The organism is Streptomyces sp. NPDC001204, from assembly GCF_053598035.1.
Map to the genome: position 1 here is coordinate 22,830 of NZ_JBSFJL010000051.1, position 23,792 is coordinate 46,621.

The 23,792-nt window shown below is 73.1% G+C and carries 20 protein-coding genes; 3 read left to right on the forward strand and 17 right to left on the reverse strand.

The features are described 5' to 3' along the window. Window positions 1-120: 120 nt before the first annotated feature. From ACWC91_RS39350 to rimP, 8 genes are all read right to left on the reverse strand, one after another. Complete coding sequence (locus ACWC91_RS39350; RefSeq protein ID WP_450643093.1) at window positions 121-3,789, reverse strand: trypsin-like peptidase domain-containing protein; 3,669 nt, start codon at window positions 3,787-3,789, stop codon at window positions 121-123. Between the two features lie 252 nt (window positions 3,790-4,041). After that, window positions 4,042-4,947, reverse strand: a complete 906-nt coding sequence (truB, locus tag ACWC91_RS39355) for a tRNA pseudouridine(55) synthase TruB (RefSeq protein ID WP_141357775.1) — start codon at window positions 4,945-4,947, stop codon at window positions 4,042-4,044. Then, window positions 4,944-5,396 carry a 30S ribosome-binding factor RbfA gene (rbfA, locus tag ACWC91_RS39360; protein WP_225080545.1) on the reverse strand — a complete coding sequence of 151 codons (453 nt, stop codon included), beginning with the start codon at window positions 5,394-5,396 and terminating at the stop codon, window positions 4,944-4,946. Before rbfA ends, truB begins: the two co-directional genes overlap by 4 nt. Before the next feature lie 63 nt (window positions 5,397-5,459). Beyond that, window positions 5,460-5,753: a DUF503 domain-containing protein gene (locus ACWC91_RS39365; protein ID WP_100571646.1), complete on the reverse strand. Its 294-nt coding sequence runs from the start codon at window positions 5,751-5,753 to the stop codon at window positions 5,460-5,462. 261 nt (window positions 5,754-6,014) lie between these two features. Then, window positions 6,015-9,062: a translation initiation factor IF-2 gene (infB, locus tag ACWC91_RS39370; RefSeq protein WP_225080544.1), complete on the reverse strand. Its 3,048-nt coding sequence runs from the start codon at window positions 9,060-9,062 to the stop codon at window positions 6,015-6,017. 165 nt (window positions 9,063-9,227) lie between these two features. Then, window positions 9,228-9,509 carry a YlxR family protein gene (locus ACWC91_RS39375; protein ID WP_225080561.1) on the reverse strand — a complete coding sequence of 94 codons (282 nt, stop codon included), beginning with the start codon at window positions 9,507-9,509 and terminating at the stop codon, window positions 9,228-9,230. A 164-nt stretch (window positions 9,510-9,673) separates the two neighbouring features. Continuing rightward, window positions 9,674-10,660, reverse strand: a complete 987-nt coding sequence (nusA, locus tag ACWC91_RS39380; RefSeq protein ID WP_225080543.1) for a transcription termination factor NusA — start codon at window positions 10,658-10,660, stop codon at window positions 9,674-9,676. 2 nt (window positions 10,661-10,662) lie between these two features. Next, window positions 10,663-11,160, reverse strand: a complete 498-nt coding sequence (gene rimP / locus ACWC91_RS39385) for a ribosome maturation factor RimP (RefSeq protein ID WP_141357785.1) — start codon at window positions 11,158-11,160, stop codon at window positions 10,663-10,665. Between the two features lie 195 nt (window positions 11,161-11,355). On the opposite strand from rimP, the gene ACWC91_RS39390 reads away from it, so the two are divergent. The 3 genes from ACWC91_RS39390 (at window position 11,356) to ACWC91_RS39400 (ending at window position 13,567) form a co-directional block, all read left to right on the forward strand. Continuing rightward, complete coding sequence (locus ACWC91_RS39390; RefSeq protein ID WP_450726264.1) at window positions 11,356-11,967, forward strand: hypothetical protein; 612 nt, start codon at window positions 11,356-11,358, stop codon at window positions 11,965-11,967. Further along, entirely contained in the window at window positions 11,964-12,440 is a 477-nt protein-coding gene (locus ACWC91_RS39395) for a ferritin-like domain-containing protein (protein ID WP_225080541.1), read from the forward strand. Before ACWC91_RS39390 ends, ACWC91_RS39395 begins: the two co-directional genes overlap by 4 nt. A gap of 218 nt (window positions 12,441-12,658) precedes the next feature. Further along, on the forward strand, window positions 12,659-13,567 hold the full coding sequence (locus ACWC91_RS39400; protein WP_450644280.1) for an aminoglycoside phosphotransferase family protein: 909 nt from the start codon (window positions 12,659-12,661) through the stop codon (window positions 13,565-13,567). A gap of 583 nt (window positions 13,568-14,150) precedes the next feature. On the opposite strand, the gene ACWC91_RS39405 is transcribed toward ACWC91_RS39400, so the two are convergent. The 9 genes from ACWC91_RS39405 to ACWC91_RS39445 form a co-directional block, all read right to left on the reverse strand. Beyond that, on the reverse strand, window positions 14,151-15,851 hold the full coding sequence (locus ACWC91_RS39405; RefSeq protein WP_450644282.1) for a proline--tRNA ligase: 1,701 nt from the start codon (window positions 15,849-15,851) through the stop codon (window positions 14,151-14,153). Window positions 15,852-15,957: 106 nt separating this feature from the next. Next, window positions 15,958-16,551, reverse strand: coding sequence for a GNAT family N-acetyltransferase (locus tag ACWC91_RS39410; protein ID WP_225080538.1), 594 nt, complete (start codon window positions 16,549-16,551; stop codon window positions 15,958-15,960). 54 nt (window positions 16,552-16,605) lie between these two features. Then, the gene (locus tag ACWC91_RS39415) at window positions 16,606-17,454 is read right to left on the reverse strand and encodes a GNAT family N-acetyltransferase (protein WP_225080537.1); all 849 of its coding nucleotides are present in this window, start codon (window positions 17,452-17,454) and stop codon (window positions 16,606-16,608) included. Between the two features lie 145 nt (window positions 17,455-17,599). Next, window positions 17,600-18,490, reverse strand: coding sequence for an ABC transporter permease (locus ACWC91_RS39420; RefSeq protein WP_225080536.1), 891 nt, complete (start codon window positions 18,488-18,490; stop codon window positions 17,600-17,602). Then, complete coding sequence (locus ACWC91_RS39425; RefSeq protein WP_225080535.1) at window positions 18,490-19,425, reverse strand: ABC transporter permease; 936 nt, start codon at window positions 19,423-19,425, stop codon at window positions 18,490-18,492. The genes ACWC91_RS39420 and ACWC91_RS39425 overlap by 1 nt, the downstream gene beginning before the upstream one ends. Beyond that, window positions 19,422-20,744: an ABC transporter ATP-binding protein gene (locus tag ACWC91_RS39430; RefSeq protein ID WP_450644286.1), complete on the reverse strand. Its 1,323-nt coding sequence runs from the start codon at window positions 20,742-20,744 to the stop codon at window positions 19,422-19,424. Before ACWC91_RS39430 ends, ACWC91_RS39425 begins: the two co-directional genes overlap by 4 nt. Then, window positions 20,741-21,937 (reverse strand): ABC transporter substrate-binding protein, encoded by a 1,197-nt coding sequence (locus ACWC91_RS39435; protein ID WP_450644288.1) that lies wholly within the window; start codon window positions 21,935-21,937, stop codon window positions 20,741-20,743. Before ACWC91_RS39435 ends, ACWC91_RS39430 begins: the two co-directional genes overlap by 4 nt. A gap of 134 nt (window positions 21,938-22,071) precedes the next feature. Continuing rightward, window positions 22,072-23,133, reverse strand: a complete 1,062-nt coding sequence (locus ACWC91_RS39440) for a LacI family DNA-binding transcriptional regulator (protein ID WP_450644290.1) — start codon at window positions 23,131-23,133, stop codon at window positions 22,072-22,074. A gap of 314 nt (window positions 23,134-23,447) precedes the next feature. Then, on the reverse strand, window positions 23,448-23,792 hold a 345-nt coding region (locus ACWC91_RS39445), incomplete at its 5' end, for a flavodoxin-dependent (E)-4-hydroxy-3-methylbut-2-enyl-diphosphate synthase (RefSeq protein WP_450726266.1).

A 23,792-nucleotide genomic window follows, 5' to 3' on the forward strand; every position in this document is an offset into this window, starting at 1 on the left:
TGTCCGCAGGTCTAAGGGTGCCATGCCCGGCGGTCGCCGCCTGCACCGGCATGGGGGCTGTGATCGGGCGCACGTCGTCTGCCGAGGACGGGTGCGTCGTCGACGGAGACGGGCGCTCGGTCAGGCCGGGACGGGTACGCCCGCCATGTTCTCGATCATCCGGCGGGCGCTGGGACCCACCACCACGGCCCAGTCCTCCGGCGCGTCGGTGAGCCAGCCGGCCACGCGGTCGGCGAGACCGGGCACGTGCCGGCCCAGCTCCACCAGTCCCCGGTCGAACACGGCAGCGCCGTCGGGGGTGCGGACGAGGAGCAGGCCGACGCGGTGGACGAGGCCGCGCAGGTCCTCCTCGGCGGTGGAGGCTGCGGCGCGCAGTACCGCGTCCAGGACGGCCGGGGCGCCCTCGTGGGCCAGGAGGAAGTCGAGCAGCTCCCGGCGCAGCGGGCGGGAGGCCGGGGTGCCGGGGGCGGCGAGCACGGCGGCCAGCGCGGAACGCAACCGCTCCGGACCGTCGTGGTCCCGATGGCCCCGGTCGCCCGCGCCCTCGCGCTCACCGCCGTCGCGCCCCTCCCCGCCGCCGTCGAGGAGGCCTGCGACCAGGGGGAACAGCACCGAGCGGGCGGCGGGGTCGTCGTCCAGGCGGTGGTCGACGTACGCCGCCACCGGCCCGGCGGCCTTCGGGTGCCGTGTCACCGCCTCGCGGACCAGGAGGGCGACCCGGCGGGCGAGCGCCGGTGTGGCGACGTCGCCCAGGGCGCGCAGGACCTCACCGATGCCGGTGCCCCGGCGCAGGCACGCGCCGATGGCGGCGAGGACCGCCTCGGGGTGGGTGGTCAGGGCGGGCGCCAGCGTGCTCGGCGGCAGGTGCGGGTCGCCCGCCGCGAAGTACCGCAGCGCCTGCGGCAGATGGCGGGCGCGGGTGTGCGGATCCCGGACGAGGAGGGCGAGCGCGCCGCCGTGCAGGGCGGAGTCGGCGGGGTGGCCGAGCAGGGTGAGGGCGGCGTGGCGCAGCAGTTCGCGGTCGGCCTCGGTGCGAGCCCGGGGCGCGGTGCGCAGGCCGTACGTCAGGGCCGCCGCCCTCAGCGCCGGGCGGTCGTCGTGCGCCCACCGGTCCACGGCCCGGCACAGCGCGGACGGCTCCTCCTCGGCGAGTACGGCCAGCAGTTCCTCGGCGCGCGGGTGGGCGCACCCGGCCAGCGTGTCGGTGAGGTCGTCCGGGGCGCGGTCGCGGTGGGTGTGGAGCAGGGCCTGGGCGGCCGTGGCCACGGTGGCGTGCGGCGCGGCGGGCAGCGGGCGCTCGTCGTGGAACCAGCGCGTGAGGTGCGGTTGCACGGCGGCGGGGTCGGCGGTGAGGAGGCGCGCGACGGCGTCCAGGTACCGGGACGGGCGGCGGGGGCCGCCGCTCGCGCCGTGGGTGTCCCGCGATGCGCCGTCGGCGAGGAGGAGGCGCCTGAACAGGTCGCAGCGGTCGGCGTCCGACAGGTGCAGAGCGGTCCAGAAACCCGGCCCGAAGCCCGCTGGCACGGGCAGGTCGCACTGCTGCCACACCACGATCCGCTCGGCGAGCAGCCGCAGCACGCGGAGGTACGGGGTCGCGTCCGCCACGCGCAGCAGTACGCCGGCCAGGAGGCGGGACGCCCACCAGGAGTGCGGGTCGGTGTCGAGGGCGCACAGCAACTCCTCGAGCCGGACCGCGAGTCGGCGTGTGCCGTGCTGGCGGGCCAGGAGAAGCAGGGCCTGGACGACGGGTCCGATGCGGTGGTGCGGAACGGGCTGCGGGTGACGCGGCGTGCCGGGTGTGTGCCGCCGGTGGACCAGGACGCGCAGGGCCTCGTCCAGGTCGAGGTGGGTGCCCTGGATCCAGTCGGCGAGCTCCTCGTGCGCGAAGCGGTAGCCGTCTCCCGCCGGGACGAGGAGACCCTCGGTGAGAACGGCCGCCGCCCAGCCGGTGCCGCCGCCGAGGCGGGCCGGGGCGGGTCCCCGGGGGAACAGCTCCTCGAACGCCGCCCGGTCCAGCTCCCCCTGGCCGAGGCTGCGGCGGGCGGCCTCGTGCACCTGGCCGGAGACCCTCGCCGCCAGCCGCCGTACCGCGGTGCCGCGCAGACCGTTCTCCGCGGCGAGGCGCACGGCGACGCGCAGGCACATCAGGTCCAGGTGGGCGGCGAGGACGTCGTCACGGCCGAGCGGGGGGTGGTCGGCGGCGTCGGGGAGGGCGGCGCGCACCTCCGCCAGGAGCCGGAGGGTGAGCGGGTGGCGGGCGGCGGCGTCCACCAGTGTGCCGTCCGGGATGCCGTGGCGGGCGCGGGCCTCGTGGGCCTCGGCGGGGGTGAGGCCGCCGAGGGGCAGGCAGGGCGGCAGATGGCCGGTGCCGCCGTCCGCACCCGCCCCCGCCGTGACCGGGGTGTGGAGCAGGTCCGCCGGGAATCGCGCTCCCGCCGCCTCCCAGTACGCCTCACGGCAGGCCACCGCCAGCCGCACCCCCGTGCCGCGCAGCCACCGCGCGGTTCCCTCGGTCCACTCGGGGAGCCGGTCGGCCAGAGCGGGCGGCATCTCCTCGGGGCCGTCGAGGAGGAGCAGGAGGGGACGGCCGTGGGCGTGGGCGAGGCGGGCGACACGTTCCGGGGTGAGGTCGGTGAGCTCGGTCGGCAGGGGCGACCGGGCGGACGCGACGATCCGGGCCGCCCGGTCCAGCGCCCGGCCCACCGCGTCCGCGATCGAAGTGTCGGTGGCCAGCAGATCGGCCCCGCGCAGCCACAGGGTGGGCGCGGGCGAACCGCCGCCGGCACGGCGGCCGGCCAGCGCGGCGAGCTCCGTCGTACGGCCGCTTCCGGCGTCACCGACGAGCCCGAGCACGGCGGCCCCGCCGGCGCCGAACGCGGCCAGCTCCCCCGCGACGGCGGCGCGTTCGACCGGTCCGGCGGGCGATCCGGGACCGCACGGTCCCCGGTGGGGGAACGGCAGGGCTCCGGCGGGGCCGTCCTGGGCCAGGGAGGTGGCCGTGAGTTCGAGGACCGCCGCCAGGTTCAGGTCGGGGCCGTAGGCGGCGACCGTGGCCGCGTTGCGGCTGAGGAGGTCGGCCAGGGGGTCCTCGCAGGAGCGGCGCAGCGGTACCGCGAAGCCGGCGTCGCCGCGGCCGGACTCCAGGGCCGTGCCGAGGACGGCGACCACCGTGCCGGTCGTCATGTCGAGGACTGGTCCTCCGGCGGCCCCGCCGCCCAGCCGGAGCGCGTCGCGGCCCGCCGTGCCGATCGCCAACTCCGTGACGTCGTCGAGGAGATGGGAGCGATCCGCGGCCGTGTACGTCACCGTGGCCGCGCCGAGCACGCGGGCCTCGCGCCAGCGGTCGGCCGCGATCCGGACGTAGGTGCCGCTGCGGACGCCGTCCCGCACGGTGACGGGAAGCGGCTCCACGCCGAGGCCTTCGGTGCGGACGAGGGCCAGGTTCAGGGCGGGCAGCGCGGTGATCGCGTCGGCCGTCACCACGCAGGAGCGCTCCCCCGCGCCGGGAGCGTGCAGCACGAGCCGGGACAGTCCGTCGACGGCCTCGTGGCTGGTGATCACCGTGCCCCGGTGGTCGGCCGCGAAGCCGGTGCCGCGGGGCCGTCCCGCCAGGTCGCGGATGCGGACCAGGGAGCGGTCCAGAGCGCGGTCCCGGGCCTCCGCCGCCTGCCGCCGGATCGTGCCGTCCGGCTCCTGCCGGCTCCCGGCGGGCCGGAGCGCGTGGCGGCCGGGGCGGGATCCCTGTGGTCCCTGCACCTGTGTGGATTCATGGAGGCCCCGCCCATCCATGCCCGAACCTCCCCGCCGTACCGCCGTGCCTGCCCTCGACGGTAGGCGGCGGATGATCAGCGGGACAGTCCGAGCGGCGAACGCGCCCCCCTGCACTCCCCCGGTTCACTCCGAGCGCCTGCACGGCCGGGTGAATGCGCGCGTGCCGCTGGATAAAGCTCATGAGTGGGGGAACCGAGGGGGGACGGGACCGTGGAACGGCGGCTGAGGAACACCCTGTATTCGCCGCTCCACGGGCACCGCCGCGCGAGGTCAGCCGAAGACGGCCAGGCTCTTGGCCTTGCCCCGCTGCTCCTCCACGAGCGCGAGGAGACGGCCGTCGGGGCCGTAGACGGCCACGGCGCCGGCGCCCGCGTACTCGTCGGGCACCTCCAGCCGTACGCCGTTGATGAGCAACCGGGCGCGGCGGGCGTCGACGTCCCAGCGGGGGAACGCCGCGGCGGCCGCCTCGCCGATCGGCATCACGGTCAGCTCCTGCTGGAGCTGGTCCAGCGTCCTGGCGGAGTCCAGCTTGTACGGACCGACCCGGGTGCGGCGCAGCGCGGTGAGGTGGCCGCCGACGCCGAGGTCGGCGCCCAGGTCGCGGGCGAGGGCGCGGATGTAGGTGCCGGAGGAGCAGACCACGGACACCACCAGGTCGAGCACGGGGGTGCCGTCGTCGGCGACCGCGTCGCGGACGTCGTGGACGCTGAAGGAGGAGACGGTCACCGGCCGGGCCGGGATCTCGAACTCCTCGCCCTCCCGGGCCCGCTTGTACGACCGCACGCCGTTGATCTTGATGGCGCTGACCTTGGACGGCACCTGCATGATGTCGCCGGTCAGCTTGGCGACGACGGCGTCGACGGCGTCCCGGGTGACCTTGGAGGCGTCCGTGGCGGAGGTGATCTCGCCCTCGGCGTCGTCGGTGATCGTGTTCTGGCCGAGCCGGACGGTGCCGAGGTACTCCTTCTCGGTCAGCGCGAGGTGGCCGAGAAGCTTGGTGGCCTTCTCCACGCCGAGCACGAGCACACCGGTCGCCATGGGGTCGAGGGTGCCCGCGTGGCCGATCCGGCGGGTCCTGGCGATGCCGCGCATCTTGGCCACGACGTCGTGCGAAGTGAAGCCCGACGGCTTGTCGACGATGACGAGGCCGTCGGGCGGGGTGGGCTTGCTGGTCATGCGGTGGTGTCGTCCGTCCCGTCGTCGGACCCCGGCTTCTTGTACGGGTCCGCCTCACCGGCGTACGTGGCACCGGCGGACGTCTCGCGCACCTTCGCGTCGGAGGCACGGGCCTTGTCGAGGAGGTCCTCGATGTTCCGGGCGGTGTCCGGCAGGGCGTCCGCGACGAAGGCGAGGGTCGGGGTGAACTTCACTCCGGCCGCCCGGCCGACCTCGGAGCGCAGGATGCCCTTGGCGCTCTCCAGGCCCGCGGCCGCGGCCTTCCGCTCCTCTTCGTCTCCGTAGACGGTGTAGAAGACGGTCGCCTCCCGCAGGTCACCCGTGACCCGGGTGTCCGTGATGGTGACGTGCGAGCCGAGCCGCGGGTCCTTGATCCCGCGCTGCAGCTTCTGGGCCACCACCTCTCGGATGAGGTCCGCCAGCCTTTTCGCCCGCGCGTTGTCGGCCACTGGTCCGTCTCCCGTTCTTTCTTCTTCTGCTTGTGCGGTGTGGATGGTGCGGTGGGGTGCGGTCTAGTCGTCCTCGCCGTGGAAGCGGCGTCTGACGGACAGCAGCTCCACCTCGGGACGGCCGGCGACCAGCCGTTCGCACCGGTCCAGCACGTCGGTCAGGTGCGTCGCGTCGCCGGAGACCGCGGCGAGACCGATGACGGCCCGCCGGTGGAGGTTCGTGTGGTCCACCTCCGCCGCGCTCACCGCGTACTTGCGCTGGAGCTCGGCGACGATCGGGCGGACGACGGAACGCTTCTCCTTCAGCGAGTGGACGTCGCCGAGGAGCAGGTCGAAGGACAGAGTCCCCACGTACATGTGTGTGCCCGGGTTGCCCGCCGGTACGGGGTCGATGGTCCTGCCCTCTCGGTGGGCAGGGACATCAAGAACGGTACCGCGAACCCCGCCGGTGACTCGACGGGGTTTTCCGCGGCCCAGGTGGGACGGGGGTTTCCCGCTCCGAGGTGAGCGTGGCTTCGCGCCCCGCACGGCTCGCGGGGCCCTGGGCCCAGCGGCCCCGGACACGGCCGTGCCGGCCGACGGGAGTGGTCCCGTCGGCCGGCACGGGTGTCTGCGGCGTTACGCCCGCGGCTTCTCGCGGAGCTCGTACGTCGCGATGACGTCGTCGACCTTGATGTCGTTGAAGTTTCCGAGGTTGATACCACCCTCGTAGCCTTCGCGGATCTCGGTGACGTCGTCCTTGAAGCGACGCAGACCCTCGATGTTGAGGTTCTCCGCGATGACCTTGCCGTCGCGGAGGAGGCGCGCCTTGCTGTTGCGCTTGACCTCGCCGGAGCGGATGAGCACACCCGCGATGTTGCCCAGCTTGGACGAACGGAAGACCTCGCGGATCTCCGCCGTGCCGAGCTCGACCTCCTCGTACTCCGGCTTGAGCATGCCCTTGAGGGCCGCCTCGATCTCCTCGATCGCCTGGTAGATGACCGAGTAGTACCGGACGTCCACGCCCTCGCGCTCGGCCATCTGCGCGGCACGCCCGGCGGCGCGCACGTTGTAGCCGATCACGATGGCGTCGGAGCCCATGGCCAGGTCGATGTCCGACTCCGTGACCGCACCCACACCGCGGTGCAGGACGCGGATGTCGACCTCTTCGCCGACGTCGAGCTGGAGCAGCGAGGACTCGAGGGCCTCGACCGCACCGGACGCGTCGCCCTTGATGATGAGGTTGAGCTGCTGGACCTCGCCGGCCTTGAGCACCTTGTCCAGGTCCTCGAGCGAGACGCGGCGGACGCGCTTGGCGAACGCGGCGTTGCGCTCACGGGCGGCGCGCTTCTCCGCGATCTGACGGGCCGTACGGTCCTCGTCCACCACGATGAAGTTGTCGCCCGCACCCGGGACGTTGGTCAGGCCCAGGACCTGCACCGGCGTCGACGGGCCGGCCTCGGCCACGTTGTTGCCGTTGTCGTCGAGCATCGCCCGGACACGGCCGTACGCGTCGCCGACCACCATGGTGTCGCCGACCCGCAGCGTGCCTCGCTGGACGAGCACCGTCGCCACGGCACCGCGGCCGCGGTCGAGGCGGGACTCGATCGCGATGCCCTGCGCGTCCTGCTTCGGGTTGGCCCGCAGGTCGAGCGAGGCGTCGGCGGTCAGGACGACCGCTTCCAGCAGCGAGTCGATGTGCAGACCCTGCTTGGCGGAGATGTCGACGAACATCGTGTCGCCGCCGTACTCCTCGGCCACCAGGCCGTACTCGGTCAGCTGACCGCGCACCTTGGTCGGGTCGGCGCCCTCGACGTCGATCTTGTTGACCGCGACCACGATCGGGACGTCGGCCGCCTTGGCGTGGTTGAGCGCCTCGACCGTCTGCGGCATGACGCCGTCGTTGGCCGCGACGACCAGGATGGCGATGTCCGTCGACCGGGCACCGCGGGCACGCATGGCGGTGAACGCCTCGTGACCCGGGGTGTCGATGAAGGTGATCGCCCGGTCCTCGCCGTTGACCTCGGTCGCGACCTGGTAGGCACCGATGTGCTGGGTGATGCCGCCGGCCTCGCCCGCGATGACGTTCGTCTTGCGGATGGCGTCGAGCAGTCGGGTCTTGCCGTGGTCGACGTGACCCATGACGGTGACGACCGGCGGGCGGACGACCAGGTCCTCCTCGCCGCCCTCGTCCTCGCCGAACTCCAGGTCGAAGGACTCGAGCAGCTCGCGGTCCTCCTCCTCGGGGCTGACGATCTGAACCTGGTAGTTCATCTCGTCGGCGAGGAGCTGGAGCGTCTCGTCGGACACGGACTGCGTGGCCGTGACCATCTCGCCCAGGTTCATCATGACCGCGACGAGCGACGCCGGGTTGGCGTTGATCTTCTCCGCGAAGTCGGTGAGCGACGCACCGCGCGACAGGCGAATGGTCTCGCCGTTGCCGCGAGGCAGCATCACGCCGCCGACCGACGGGGCCTGCATGGCCTCGTACTCCTGGCGCCTCTGCCGCTTCGACTTGCGGCCACGGCGCGCGGGACCGCCGGGACGGCCGAAGGCGCCCTGCGTGCCACCACGGCCACCGGGACCACCCGGACGGCCACCGAAGCCGGGACGGCCACCGCCGCCACCGCCGAAGCCGCCGCCACCACCGGGACGACCGGCGAAACCGCCGCCGCCACCGGGACGACCGGCACCGCCGCCACCACCGGGACGGCCGGCGAAACCGCCGCCGCCACCGGGACGACCGGCACCGCCGGGACGACCCGCACCACCCGGGCCGCGACCGCCGCCACCGGGGCCGGGACGTGGGCCGGCAGCGGGACGCTGCGGCATCATGCCGGGGTTCGGGCGCGGACCGCCCGGACGCGGACCGCCCTGCGGACGGGGCATCGAGCCCGGGGTCGGGCGCGGACCGCCCGGAGCCTGCGGACGCGGACCGCCGCCCTGGGCACCGGGGCCCTGCGGACGCGGACCGGCGCCGGGAGCACCGGGGCCGCCGGGCCGCTGGCCCTGCGGACGCGGCGCCTGCGGGCGCGCCATGCCGGTGGAGCCACCGGAGGTGAAGGGGTTGTTGCCCGGACGCGGACCGGCCGGACGGGCGCCGGGACGCTGGCCCTGGCCACCGGGGCGCGCGGCACCCTGGCCCGGACGCTGACCCTGGCCCTGGCCGGGACGGCCACCGGGCTTCGGGGCGCCCGGACGGGCGCCGGGCTTCGGCGCGGCCGGCGACGGAGCCGACGGCGGAGCGGTGAACTCCGGCGTGGTGGGCGCGGCCGGAGCCGGACGCGGCGCGGGCTTGGGACCCGGCACCGGACGCGGGCCGGGGGTCGGCGCGGATGCCGCCGGGGCCGCGGGCTGCTGCGCCGGGGCGGGCTTGGGCGCGGCCGGCGGCTTGGGCGCGGCCGGACGCTCCCCCGCCGCCTTGGCGACGCGGGAGGGACCCCCGGCCTGCGCCGGAGACGGCGCGGCGGGCCTGGGGGCGGCCTTCTTCGGGGCGCCCGGCTTCGCGGCGGACCTGCCGCTGCCGTTGCCCTGCTGGAAGGCGTCAGTCAGTTTGCGTACTACGGGCGCCTCGATCGTCGAGGACGCCGATCGGACGAATTCACCGAGTTCCTGGAGCTTGGCCATGACGACCTTGCTCTCCACACCGAACTCCTTGGCGAGTTCGTAGACCCGGACCTTAGCCACTTCGCTCCTTTTAGGTCCGGGTTGCGGCCGGACCGTCGCTAGTTCATGGGCGTACTCATCGCGTACTCATCGAGTGCTCATCGCAATCTCGACCTGCTTTCGACTCGCGAGGTACCAGGCCGCACGGGGGCTTCCGTACGGCATGTCTTTCCTTGCCGTGTTGCCTCAGCAACCTTGTGCCTGCTCGACGTACCGGCGCAACGCCATTACGTCGAGCGGTCCCGGGACGCGGAGCGCCCGCGGAAATGCCCGGCGGCGCACCGCCTGATCGAGACAGACCGGGGCGGGATGTACATACGCACCCCGGCCGGGCAGCGTACCGCGTGGATCGGGGACGCAATCACCCTCGACCGCCACGGTCCGCAACAGTTCGATCTTGGCCGCTCGCTCCCGGCATCCCACACAGGTACGCTCAGGGCATGCGCGGGCACGCGTCCGGCCAGACACAGCTAAGTCTACCTCCCCGCACCGACCTCACCCCTGTGGGGCATAGATCGAACGGCTGTTGTCGTATTCCGAGCGACCTGCGGCCCGGATCTATTCCCCCCGAACGGGTGAATTCCCCCGCGGCCCTGCCCGGACGCCTGCTCGGAGGGCTGCTCGCCGGAGGGCTACTCGGGGGCCTGCTCGGTGTCCGGGCGGATGTCGATCCTCCAGCCGGTGAGCCGGGCCGCCAGCCGGGCGTTCTGGCCCTCCTTGCCGATGGCCAGCGACAGCTGGTAGTCGGGCACGGTGACGCGGGCGGACCGGGCGGCCAGGTCCACGACCTCCACCTTGGAGACGCGGGCCGGCGACAGCGCGTTCGCCACCATCTCGGCCGGGTCGTCCGACCAGTCGACGATGTCGATCTTCTCGCCGTTCAGCTCGCCCATCACATTGCGCACCCGGCCGCCCATGGGACCGATGCAGGCGCCCTTGGCGTTCAGGCCCGAACGGGTGGACCGCACGGCGATCTTGGTGCGGTGACCGGCCTCACGGGCGATCGCGGCGATCTCCACGGAGCCGTCGGCGATCTCCGGGACCTCCAGGGCGAAGAGCTTCTTCACCAGGTTCGGGTGCGTACGGGACAGGGTCACCGAGGGGCCGCGGACGCCCTTGGCCACCCGGACGACGTACGACCGCAGCCGCATGCCGTGCGGGTAGGTCTCCCCGGGGACCTGCTCCTGCACCGGCAGGATGGCCTCCAGCTTGCCGATGTCGACGAGCACGTTCTTCGGGTCGCGGCCCTGCTGGACGACCCCGGTGACGATGTCGCCCTCGCGGCCGGCGTACTCGCCGAGCGTCGCGTCGTCCTCGGCGTCGCGCAGCCGCTGCAGGATGACCTGCTTGGCGGTGGTGGCGGCGATACGGCCGAAGCCGGACGGGGTGTCGTCGAACTCGCGGGGCTCCTGGCCCTCCTCGAGGTCCTGGGGGTCCTCCTTCGCCCACACGGTCACATGCCCGGTCTGCCGGTCGAGTTCCACGCGCGCGTGGCGGCGGCTTCCCTCGGTGCGGTGGTAAGCGATGAGGAGGGCCGACTCGATCGCCTCGACCAGCAGGTCGAAGGAGATCTCCTTCTCTCGTACCAAGCCCCGCAGGGCACTCATGTCGATGTCCACGGCTACGCCTCCTCTTCCTTCTGGTCCTTGCGGTTGAACTCGACCTGCACCCGTGCCCTGACGACGTCCGGGAAACCGAGTCTGCGGGTCGTGGGCTTGCGCCCCTTCACCCCTGGCACTTCGAGGTCGAGGCCTTCGTCGTCGACCCCGAGGATCCTGGCCACCAGCTCGCCGCCGTCGGCCAGCTGGAACTTGGCCAGCCGGCCCGTGGCGCGCACGTAGTGCCGGTGTTCCCTGAGGAGGCGCTCCGCGCCCGGGGTGCCGACCTCGAGGGTGTACTCGCCCTCGCCCATCGCGTCCGTCTCGTCGAGCCTCGCCGAGAGCGCACGGCTCACATCGGCGATCCGGTCCAGATCGGCCCCGGTGTCGGAGTCGACGACGACGCGCAGCACACGCTTGCGTCCTACGGAGTCCACGGCGATCTCTTCGAGATCCAGGCCCTGGGAGGTGACGAGCGGTTCCAGCAGTTCCCGCAGCCTCTCGCTCTGGGTGGTGCTCATCCGGGTGACTCCTCGGCCGCGTGTGCTGTTGTGGGGTGGTCGCGTGTCTGGTCAAAGGGTATCCGGTCCGAAGGGGTGTTGCCGTCCACCTGGGCAGCGGCGGTGCCGCTGAGTGATGCGTGCGCGGGGCGCGGGTACCGTGATCATGGGCGAGCCGCCCCTCCCACTTCGTTCACGCACCCGAGGACGTCTGCCGTGCCGTTCCCCTCACCTCCGCGCGCCCTGGCGGGCCCGCGCAGAAGGAGCCTGCTCGCCTCGGCCGCGGGGGCCGCCCTGCTCGTGGGCTGCTCCACCGGTTCCGACGACTCCGGCGGCACGGGCCAGGCCCCGTCGGCCGCCGAGCGGATGCGCGCGCGTGCGGCACGCGACAGCGAGGAGCTGGCGCGGCGGTACGACGCGGTGATGGCCGCGCATCCGGAGCTGGCGGAGCGCCTGCGGCCGCTGCGCGCGCACGTCGCGGCGCACGCGGAGGCGTTCGGCGGCACCGCGAAGGCCTCGCCCGGCGCGACGGCGCCGACCACGCCGCCGGTGGCCCCGACCGTGCCGCCGGCGGCCTCGGCCACGCCCGGGGGATCCGGTTCGCCCGAGGACTCCAGGGCACCGGCGGGAGCCGAGGCCTCGGGCTCTCCCGCAGCCCGGGAGACCGCGAAGTCCGCCCTGGCCGGGCTCGCCGCCGCCGAGCGTTCCCTGTCCGACCGGCGCACGGCGGCCCTGCTCCAGGCGCCCGGCGAATTGGCCCGTCTGCTGGCCTCGGTGGCGGCGGCCGGTGCCGCGCACGCGTATCTCCTGACGGAAGGTGACAAGTGAGCCAGGTGACGGACCGGCGGCGGCTGGAGGCACTCCAGGCGGCGCTCGCCGCCGAGCACGCGGCCGTGTACGGGTACGGCGTCGTCGGGGGCCGGATCGGCGAGAGCCGGCGGGCCGAGGCGCGGTCGGCGTACGACGCCCACCGGGCGCGGCGGGACGCGCTGGTGCGCGAGGTGCGGGATCTGGGCGGGCAGCCGGTGGCCGCGGCGGCCGCCTACACGCTGCCGTTCCCGGTGCCGGACTCCGCGGCGGCGGTACGGTTCGCCGCCGAGCTGGAGGAACGCGTGGCCGGGGTGTACTCCGACCTGGTCCGGGCGGCCGGGGGCGAGCGGCGGCGGGAGGCCGCCGGGGTACTGCGCGAGACGGCGGTCCGGGCGGTGCGCTGGCGCGGGGGGAGCGTAGCCTTCCCTGGTCTCGCCGAACGGGCCGGTGCGGCGGGCACGCCCACGGCTTCGACGGCACCGACGCCGTAGGGCGTACGGATGTCCCGGACAGGCACGGACGGGCACGGACGGGCACGGACCGGCACGGACCGGCACGGACCGGCACGGACCGGCACGGCCGGGCACGGACCGGCACGGCCGGGCACGGCCGGGCACGGCCGGGAGGAACGGGACGGCGCAGGAGGCGCCCACGGCGCACGGCGACAGCGGAGAACGCGTCCAGGAAGTCAGGAAGGAACGACTCGCGCATGGCTTTCGAACCGCCGCGGCGTCTGGTGCGGGCGCTGGGTGAGACCGCACCGGACGGGGACGACTGGCTGGAGAAGCTGCCCGGACTGGCGCGGCAGGCGGTGGCGCAGCGCGAGCTGACCGTCGAGCGGGTGCAGATGCCCGGCGGACGCAGCAGCCTCGTGGTGCTGGTGCGGACGGCGGACGGGACGCCGGCCGTGCTCAAACTGGCCCCTGCCCGGGCCCGCCCGGAGAGCGAGCGGGCCGCGCTCGCGCACTGGGGCGGGCGGGGCGCCGTGCAACTGCTGGAGGACGGGCCGGCCGGTCCGGCCGAGGGCGTGCTGCTGCTGGAGCGGCTGCATCCGGACGTGTCGGTGCGGTCGCTGCCGGAGGCGCGGGCGCTCCTGGAGGCGGCGGGCACGCTGCGGCGGCTGTGGGTCGAACCGCCCGCCGGGCACACCTTCGAGACGGTCGAGGAGCGGACCGGCCGGCAGGCCGGGGCGATGCGGGCGAGCGCGGAGGCCGACGCGGAGGTGGCGCCGCTGGTCGAGGCGGCGCTCACGGCCCGCGCGGAACTGCTGGCCGCGCCGCCCGGGCGGCGGCTGCTGCACGGCACGTTCCGGCAGAGCAAGGTGCTCGCCGGGGACCGGACGCCGTGGCTGGCCGTGGGCCCGGACCCGGTGGTCGGCGAGGCCGCCTTCGACCTGGCGCGGCTGGTCCGCGACCGAGTGGAGGACCTGATCGCCGCGCCGTCCGGCGCCGCCACCACCCGGCGCCGGATCAAGCGGCTGGCGGATTCCCTGGAGGTCGACCGCGACCGCCTGCGCGGCTGGACGCTCTTCCGGGCCGTGGAATCCGGCGTGCGCGCACGCCGGGTGGGCCGCCCGAAGGAAGCCGAACTCCTCCTGGAATTCGCCACCTGGCTCTGACCCACCCGGCCGCGACGAAACCTCCCGGGCGGCACCGCCGTGACGACGGCCGCTCCCCCGTCCGCCGGGCGACGGCCTGGGTGCGAGGAGACGGTGGCGAGGGATCGGTGCCCGCCCGGAGGACATGACCCGAACGCGGCCGCCTCCGCCATGGTGAGCGGCCGGAGCGCAGGCCGACAACCGCAGCCCCGGACCCCGCGCCCACCTCCCAGCAGCCGCCACTGACGGGAGACGGCGCTGCCGTGATGACGGCCGGTCCCGCCCGGCGGCCTGCGAGCGGGGAAAGGTACCGCAGGATCACGGCCCGCCCCGCCGGTCACGACGCGAGCGCCAGCCCGTCACGCCCCTCCGCCTCCCGGCCGCGAACCACCGGGCCCCACGCCCCGGGGCCGACGGTGACACTGCCATCATGACGGCCGCTCCCCCGCACCCGCCGGGCGCCGGCCTGGGAGCGCGGTGACGCGGGGTCAGTGACCGGTCGGCGGATCCTGACGCGGGTGCGGGGCCCGGCGCGTCCTCGTTCGTCTGGTGGCTGGACGCGCCTGACCCCGCTTGATGCCGTGACCCGTCTCGCGGGGCAGGACTACGCCGTGAGGCGGGCGATCGCCTCCTCGATCGGGAGCTCCTCGCGCTCGTCGGTGCGGCGGTCCTTCAGCTCGACGACGCCCTCGGGCGCGCGCCGGCCGACGACCAGGATCTGCGGGACGCCGATGAGTTCGGAGTCGGTGAACTTCACGCCCGGGGAGACACCGGCCCGGTCGTCGACGAGGACGCGGACGCCTGCCGCGGCGAGCTTCTGGGACACCTCCAGGGCCACCTCGGTCTGCAGGGCCTTGCCGGCGGCGACCACGTGCACGTCGGCCGGGGCGACCTCCTTGGACCAGATCAGGCCCTTGTCGTCGGCGTGCTGCTCGGCGAGGGCGGCCACGGCGCGGGAGACGCCGATGCCGTAGGAGCCCATGGTGACGCGGACCGGCTTGCCGTTCTGGCCGAGGACGTCGAGCTTGAGTGCGTCGGCGTACTTGCGGCCGAGCTGGAAGATGTGGCCGATCTCGATGGCCCGGTCCAGCTTGAGGCCGGTGCCGCACTTCGGGCAGGGGTCGCCGTCCTGCACGACCACCACGTCGACGTACTCGTCGACCTCGAAGTCGCGCCCGGCGACCACGTTCTTCGCGTGCGTGTGCTCCTTGTTGGCACCGGTGATCCAGTCCGTGCCGGGCGCCACGCGCGGGTCGGCGATGTACTTCACCTTGTCCAGGCCCTGCGGACCGACGTAGCCGCGGACCAGGTCCGGGCGGCCCACGAAGTCCTCGGCGGTGACCAGCTCGACTGCGGCCGGGGCGAAGTGCGCCTCGACCTTGTCCAGGTCCACCTCGCGGTCGCCGGGGACACCGACGGCGACGATCTCCCCGTCGACCTTGACGAGCAGGTTCTTCAGGGTGGCGGAGGCCGGCACGCCGAGGGAGGCGGCGAGGGTCTCGATGGTCGGGGTGTCCGGGGTGGGGATCTCCTCGGCCGCGGGCACGCCGGAGCCGTCCACCGGCACCAGCTCGTACTCGATCGCCTCGGTGTTGGCGGCGAAGTCGCAGTTCGGGCAGTCGGCGAAGGTGTCCTCGCCGGCGGCGGCCGGGGCGAGGAACTCCTCGGACTTGGAGCCGCCCATCGCGCCCGCGGTCGCGGCGCAGATCCGGTAGTCCAGGCCCAGGCGGTCGAAGATCCGCTGGTAGGCCTGGCGGTGCAGGGCGTAGGACTCGGCGAGGCCCTCGTCGGCGAGGTCGAAGGAGTAGGAGTCCTTCATCAGGAACTCGCGCCCGCGCAGGATGCCCGCGCGGGGCCGGGCCTCGTCCCGGAACTTGGTCTGGATCTGGTAGAGGATGACCGGCAGGTCCTTGTAGGAGGTCGCCTGGTCCTTCACCAGCAGGGTGAAGATCTCCTCGTGGGTCGGCCCGAGGAGGTAGTCGCCGCCCTTGCGGTCCTTCAGACGGAACAGCTCGGCGCCGTACTCGTCCCAGCGGCCGGTCGCCTCGTACGGCTCACGGGGCAGCAGCGCGGGCAGCAGCACCTCCTGGCCGCCGATCGCGTCCATCTCCTCGCGAACGATCCGCTCCACGTTGGCGAGGACCTTCTTGCCCAGCGGCAGCCAGGACCAGATCCCGGCGGCGGTGCGCCGTACGTAGCCCGCGCGGACCAGCAGCTTGTGGCTCAGGACCTCGGCGTCCGCCGGGTCGTCGCGCAGCGTCTTCGCCAACAACTGGGACATGCGCTGGACCGGTGCGTTGGCCATGGTTCTCGTACTCCTGCCGATGGTGGCCCCCGCTCGGGCGAGGCCGAGAGTGGGGGAAGCTGATGGCTAGGAGGTTAGCCGGGCTTGCCGCGCCGGTGGAAATCGGTTAAAGCCGACCGGGCGCCGTGTCCGGACGGCGGCGCAACGGCAGCGGGGCGCCCATCACGGCGTACGGTTTCGGCGCGCTGGGGAAGTGCACCTGGCGGGCGAGGTCCTCGTAGCCCAGGGAGTGGTAGAGGCCGCGGGCCGGGCTGTCGGTGTCGATCGCGGAGAGGATCGAGCGGGGCTCGCTCGCGCTGTCGGTGATGGTGGTGATCAGGGCCCGTCCGATGCCGCGGTTCTGGTGGCTCGGGTGGACGTGCAGTTCGGTGATCACGAAGGAGTCGTCGAGCCAGTCGTCGTGGCCGAGGGCGCGCAGGTAGGGCTCGACGACGGTGGACCACCAGTGGGTGCGGTCGTTGGGCATGCCGTAGACGAATCCGGCGAGCCGGCCGTCGGCCGTGGTGGCACCGAGCGCGCGGGCTCCCCGGCAGGTCATGTGGCGCAGCACGATCTGCCGGCGTACGGCCACCTCGTCGGCGCCGAGACCGAAGGCGACGGCCTGCACGGCGAGCGCCTCGTCGACGCGGACCGACAGGTCCAGGGGGCCGATCACGACGTCGTCGCTGCGGCGGTGTCCGTGACCGGGGAAGTGCGCCATGCCGGGAGACTACAGGGCGTGCACGGGGCGCTGAACAGCGCAGTGAGGCGCAGGTCAGAAGAGAACGCTCATGAACGCGCCGACCTCCTGGAAGCCCGTCCTCAGGTAGGTGCGCCTGGCCGCGGTGTTGAAGTCGTTCACGTACAGACTGACCACCGGGGCCACATCGGCCAGCGCGTACCGCAGGACCGCCGCCATGCCGGGGACCGCCAGACCGCGGCCGCGGTACTCGGGGGCCACCCACACGCCCTGGATCTGGCAGGCCTCGGGGGTCGCGGCGCCGATCTCCGCCTTGAACATCACCTTGCCGTGCTCGTCGAGGCGGGCGAAGGAGCGGCCGGAGCCGACGAGTTCGGCGACCCGGGCCTGGTAGAGCAGACCGCCGTCCCCGGCGAGCGGGGAGACGCCGACCTCCTCCGTGAACATCGCCACGCAGGCCGGCATGATCGTCTCCATCTCGTCCTTGCGGATGCGGCGGACGTAGGGATCGGGAGCGATGCCGGCCGGCATGCGGTCGGTGACCATGAGCGGCTGGTGGGCGCGGATCTCACGGGCCGGGCCCCAGCCGGGTTCCAGGAGCCGCCACAGCTGGGCGGTGGGTTCGGCCGGTCCCACGATGGAGGAGCAGCGGCGGCCGGCCCGGCGCGCACGGTCCGCGAAGGCCCGGACGGCCCTGGGGGTGGCGCAGATCGGGACGAGGTTGGCCCCCGCGTAGCACAGGGACGTGAGCATGCCGTCCTCGTACCAGCCCCACATCTCTCCGCCGAGCCGCCACGGGTCCAGTCCGGCGACCTGAACGCGGGACGTCACGAAGGCGTTCGCGACCGGCTCGCGGCCGAGGACCGCGAGCGCGGCGTCGAGGTCGCTCGGTCCGAGGACCACGGTGGTCGTCTGGGTCAACACGTCGGCGGGGCCTCACCATGAGGATCTACTGGTTCCCGCACTGTACCTGGCGGCGACGGGGGACGCCGCCCGGCGGTGGATGCCCCCCGGCACCGCCCCTGCCAGTGGGAACGGCCGGCTCCCTGCCCCTCGCAGCGGCCGTCTCCTATGCCGACCGGTCCTCCTTGACGCGGGTCACCAACTGGGTGGGATTGACGAAGCGCAGGGCGATCACCAGCAGCACGAGCATCGACAGCGTGTACATCACGGCCATCGCGTCGATGGACTGCTGGGTGCGGATACCGGCTGAGAAGACGGCGTAGTACAGGGCCACGACGAGGGTCTGGCTGTCCGGTCCGGCGGTGAGGAAGGTGAGTTCGAACATGCCGACCGTGCGGACCAGGACCAGTACGGAGGCGGCGAGGATGCCGGGCACCAGCAGCGGCGCGAGGACACGCAGCAGGACGGAGCCGGTCCGGGCACCGCACATCCGGGCGGCCGCCTCGATCCTGGGGTCGATCTGCTCGATGAACGGGGTCATCGTCAGGACGACGAACGGCACCGACGGCACCAGGTTCGCCAGCACCACCCCGGTCAGGGTCCCGGCGAGCTGGAACTTGTACAGGACGGTGGCCAGCGGGATGCCGTAGGTGAGGGGCGGCACCAGGATCGGCAGCACGAACAACAGCAGCACGGCCTTCTTGCCGGGGAAGTCCCGCCGGGCCAGCGCGTAGGCGGCCGGCACCCCGATCACCACGGACAGGGCGACGACGAGCACGGAGACCAGCGCGGTCGTCCAGAAGACCTGGCCGAGCTGGAACTCCCGCCAGGCGGAGCCGTACCACTTCGTCGTCCAGCCCTGCGGCAGCCAGCTGGTGAACCAGCGGGTGCCCAGGGAGTCGACGAGCGGGACGCCGATGACTCCGGCGAGTTGGAGGAAGAAGAACCCGAAGACGAGGGCGGCGATCCAGGTGCCGGGGCGGATCCGGCGCCACCGGGAGGGGACGGCCGGGTCCTTACCGGTCTGCGCCGCGGGGGTCCGGACGAGGTCGGCCATCAGCCCTTGCCTCCCGTCGCTCCTCGGTACAGCAGCGACCGCCAGGCGAGCACGAGGACGACGACCGCGAGCATCACCGCGGCCATGATCATGGCGATGGCGGAACCGAGGGAGTAGTCGAATTTCTGGAACGCCGCCTGGTACGCCTCGATCGAGATGACGTGCGTGGTCTTGCGTGGGTCACCGACCAGTTGGGCGGACGGGAACACCGCGAACGCCAGGACGAACGACAGGCAGAAGGTGATGGCAAGGCCCGGCGCGAGCAGCGGCAGGAGCACGTACCGCAGCCGTTTGCGCCAGTCCGCGCCGAGCGTCGCGGCGGCCTGCTCCAGGCTGGGGTCGATACCGGTCAGGTACGACAGCGTCAGCAGGTAGGAGAAGGGGAAGCCGGTGATGATCAGCGAGGCCAGCACACCCCAGTAGTTGTGCACCAGGGCGAGCGGCTCGTCGATGAGGCCGAGTCCCAGCAGGGCCTTGTTGAACCAGCCGTTGGGGCCGAGGTAGCCGAGCAGCCCCTGGGCGGTGAGGACCGTTCCGAGGGTGATCGGCATGACCAGCAGCGTGGTGATCAGCCGCCGGCCGCGGAACACTCCGCGGGTGCGGAACGAGACCGGCACGGCGGCAAGGCAGTTGATCAGCGCGGCGGGCACGGCCAGGCCCAGGGTGATCCACAGGGTCTCCCGCAGATACGGATCGCTGAAGAAGAGCCGGTAGTTGGCGAACGGCCCCCCGCCCTGGGCCGGTTGGAACGACAGTCCCAACCCGTAGAAGAAGGGGTAGCAGAACAGGACGGCGAGGAAGAGCACGCCCGGGACCGCGAGGAGCAGGAGCCGGTCGACGCCGCGCTCGGCCAGGCGGTGGCGGAGCGCGGGCCGGGCGGCCGGGGGTTGTGGCGGCGCGGGCGGCGGGGCCGCGCGGGTGTCGGTGGCGCTCATGTGGCCACCTGCTTCGGGTTGTCACGTGCCTCCCGCGACTTCTCGGAAGGCTCCGCCGCGCCCTCGTCCGCCGGTGCGGCCGCCGGGTTGCGCGGGCCGGCGGAGTCCGGCTCCCCGGTCTCGGGGGCGGACGGCTCGGGGGCGGCCGGTCCGTCCCCGGCGCCGGCGCCACCCGGTCCGCGGGACGGCCCGGTACCGCTGTCGCTCGGCTGTCCGTCGCCGTCGGCGGCGGCGAAGACGAGGACGCGGTCGGGCGGTGCGACGAGCCGTACCGGCTCGTCGGGCGCGAGCCGTTTCCGGGTGCGGAAGTGGACCCGGCGCCCGTCCGTCAGCCGTGCCTGCACGGCGAGTTCGCGTCCGTGGTACTCGACGACCTCGACCGTCGCGGGCAGCCCCGGAGTGCCGGAGGTGCCGGAAGTGCCGTCGACTGGCTCGTCCCCGGTCACCGCGTCCAGGTCCTCGGGGCGGATGGCCGCCGTGACCCGGCCGCCGGCCGCCACGCCGTCACGGTCGAGCCCGACCAGCGGGCTGCCCGCGATGTCGACGACCACATGGGGGCCGCGGGTCCCGGTGACGGTGGCGTCCAGCAGGGTGCGATAGCCCATGAAGGAGGCGACATAGCGGTTGGCCGGGCGGCTGTAGACCTCCTCCGGGGTGCCGATCTGCTGGGTGCGGCCGTCGCGCAGCACGACCAGCCGGTCCGCGAGGGAGAGGGCCTCCTCCTGGTCGTGCGTGACGTACACGGTGGTCAGTCCGAGCCGCTGGTGCAGGCGGCGGATCTCCGCCCGCATCTCCAGGCGCAGCGCGGCGTCGAGGTTGGACAGCGGCTCGTCCATCAGCACCAGCCGCGGTTCCAGGACGATCGCGCGGGCGATGGCGACCCGCTGCTGCTGGCCGCCGGAGAGCTGACCGGGCCGTTTGTGGGCGTGAGCGGTCAGCTGCACCATGTCCAGGGCCCTGGTGACCCGTTCGGCGGCCTCGGCCCTGGGGACCTTCGCCATCTTCAGGCCGAAGCCGACGTTGTTCCGGACGGTCATGTGCGGGAACAAAGCGTAGTTCTGGAAGACCATGCCGAACCCGCGCCGCTCGGGGGCGAGTTGGTCGATCCGCTCCCCGTCGAGGAAGATCTGGCCGCCGGTCAGCGGCAGCAGTCCGGCCAGGCAGTTGAGGGCGGTGGACTTGCCGCAGCCGGAGGGGCCGAGCAGCGCAACGAACTCGCCGCCCGAGATCTCCAGGTCCAGTCCCCGCAGGGCCTGGTGTCCGCCGAAGCTGCGGGTGACCCCGGCCAGGCGCAGGGTCGAGATACGGGCCGCGGTCACTGGCCGGCCACCTGACGGTTCCACAGGTCGAACGCCTTGACCTGCGCCTGCGAGGACAGCGACGGCTTCTTCGGGAACTGGTCGATCCACGTGTCGAACTCGGGGACGCCGTACTCCTTGATGACCTGCTGGGACTTGGCGGGCGCCATCGACAGGGGCACGTCCTTGACGGCCGGGCCCGGGTAGAAGTAGCCGTCGTCGTAGGCCTTCGCCTGCTGCTCGGGGGTGAGCATCCAGTGGAGCAGGTTGAGCACCGCGGACATCTTGTCGGCGCTGACTCCCTTGGGGACCACGGCGTACTGGGCGTCGGTCACCCAGGTCATGTCGTCGAAGTGACCGGCCTTCATCTTCTTCGGCACGGTGCCGAGGGCACGCGGGTTGATGTACCAGCCCGTGGTGCTCATGATCATGTCAACCTGACCGGTGGCCAGGTTCTTCATGGTCTCGGAGGTGCCCGAGCCGTACACGTCGACGTACTTGTCGAGTTCCTTCAGGTACGCCCACGTCTTGTCCCACCCCTTCTCGGGGTCGGACGGGTCCTTGTCGCCGAGGAGGTACGGCAGCCCCATCAGCCAGGTACGGCCGGGGCCCGAGTTGGCCGGGTCGGCGTACTGGAAGCGCTTGGGGTGGGCCTTGGCCCAGCCGAGGAGTTCCTGCGGGGTCTTCGGCGGGTTCGGCACCTTGGCCGGGTCGTACTCGTACAGCGGCCCCGACGGGTAGTACACGACGGCCGTGCCCTTGCCCTGCGCCAGCTTCGCCATCTGAGCCGCCGGCGGCAGGTAGTCCGGGTTGCCGATGGCGTCCTGGTGCGCGGCCATGTCCGCCCAGAGGTCCTGCTCGAGCCCCGCGGCGAGGCCGTCGGTGCCGGTGAGGACCATGTCGATCTGGACGCGGCCTGCCTGCTGCTGTGCCTTGATCTTGCCCGCGAGTTCCGGAGCGGGCGCCTTGGAGTACGAGATCTTGCCGACGATCTCCGGATGCGTCTTCTGGAACTCGTCGATCATGCCCTGGGTCAACTGGAGGTTCCCGGCGACGTCGAGGATCTCCAGCGAGACCGGCTTGCTCGGCTTGTCCGGCACCTTCTGCGCGGGCTGCCCCTTGTCCCCCGACGACTGACTGCTCGGTGCGCTGCATCCCACCACCGTGACCGCGAGCAACAAGCCGGCGGCGACGAGGCGCTGAACGGACGGCATACGAAGACTGGCTCTGTGGACGGTGCGGGACACAGCAACTCCCTGCGGGCATCGGCCCGATATGCGTCAGCGACAGTGAGGAAACGCTTTCTCAGCCTGGTGCCCGAACAAAATCCTGCCAGCCATCGGATCTGTCAAGAAGGTGCGCCGGTCGAACTGCGAACGTGCAGGTCGACCGGGATGGATTCGCCCTCGATGTCGTCCTCGCCTGCCATCAGCCGCAGCAGCGCCGCACCGGCGGCCTGCCCGAGTCGGCCTCGGGGAACCGCTACCGTGGTGAGGGGCGGCGCCGAGAAACGCGCCATGTCGATCTCGTCGAAGCCCGTCAGGGACACATCGTCCGGCACCCGTACGCCGAGTTCGGCGAACCGCGCGAGCAGTCCGAGCGCCACGAAGTCGTTGTAGGCCATCACGGCGCTCGCGCCGGTGCCCAGGGCGGTGTCGGCCGCCGCGTATCCGTCGTCGGCGGTGGAGCCTCCGTCGACCGTGCGCACACGCAGCCCGAAGTCCTCGGCGGCGGCGAGGGCGCGCATCCGCTCGTGGTGGGCCCAGGCGCTCCCGGGGCCGGCGACGTAGACGACGTCCCGGTGCCCGAGCTGGGCGAGGTGGCCGCAGAGGGCGAGGACACCGCGGAAGAAGTCGACGGTGATCGCCCGCAGACCGAGACCGGGCTCCTGCCGGTTGGTGACCAGGATCGGGGTGTCGCGGCCGGTCAGCGCGACGAGGTCGGCGCGCGGCATCCGCGGGGAGCAGAGCAGCAGGCCGTCCGCGTACCGGACGAGGTCCTCGGCCAGCTCCCGCTCGGCGGCGGGGTCCTCGTTGGAGTCCATGACCAGGACGCGGGACCCGTTGGATCTGGCCACCGCGGAGAGGGCCTTGATGATGTCGTGGAAGTACTGGTTCGCCAGGTCCGGGACGAGCACCCCGAGCGTGCCGGAGCGGCCCCGGGCCAGGCCCTGCGCCGCGGCGTTCGGGCGGTAGCCCAGGTCGGCGATGGTCTCGCGGACCCGGTCGGCGAGGTCCGGGGCGACGGTGCCGACCTGGTTGATCACTCGCGAGACGGTCGACACGGAGGCGCCGGAGGCGCGGGCCACATCGGCGATGGTGACGCGTTTCTGGCCCCGCCCGGAGGACCGTCTCGCGGCCCCCTCACCACCGTGTCCGGCGCGCTCTCCGGTGCGCCGCGCTGTGGTCATCGCATCCCCCCTGGAGTCGACCCGTGCCGAGATAGCGATTTCTCGGCCTGCTCGTCAGCAAGTTAGCAGTCACAAGCGAGCGCGAAGAGGGCGTGGACGGCGGCGACGGGTGAACCGTCGCAACATTTCGGTGAAGACGCTTTCCGGAGAACCGGACAGCCCCGCCCCTTCAGGGGCGGGGCTGCGGTGTGGCTTGAAGCGTGAGGCGAGGCGGCAGGCGGGGCGGGATCCACCGGAGGATCGGCCGCGCCGCTCCGGGGTCGATCGCCGTCCTGCGGTCAGCCGGCGTCCTGCGGTCAGTCGTAGTCCTGCGGTCAGCCGCTGACCGAGATCTCCGGCTCGCCCGAGGCGACGCCGTCCTGCTCCATCTGCTCGGCGATCTTCATGGCCTCCTCGATCAGGGTCTCCACGATCTTCGACTCCGGAACGGTCTTGATGACCTGCCCCTTGACGAAGATCTGCCCCTTGCCGTTGCCCGAGGCGACCCCGAGGTCGGCCTCACGGGCCTCACCGGGACCGTTGACGACACAGCCCATGACCGCGACGCGCAGCGGCACCTCCATACCGGTCAGACCCGCCGTGACCTCCTCGGCCAGCTTGTACACGTCCACCTGGGCCCGGCCGCACGACGGACAGGAGACGATCTCCAGACCGCGCTG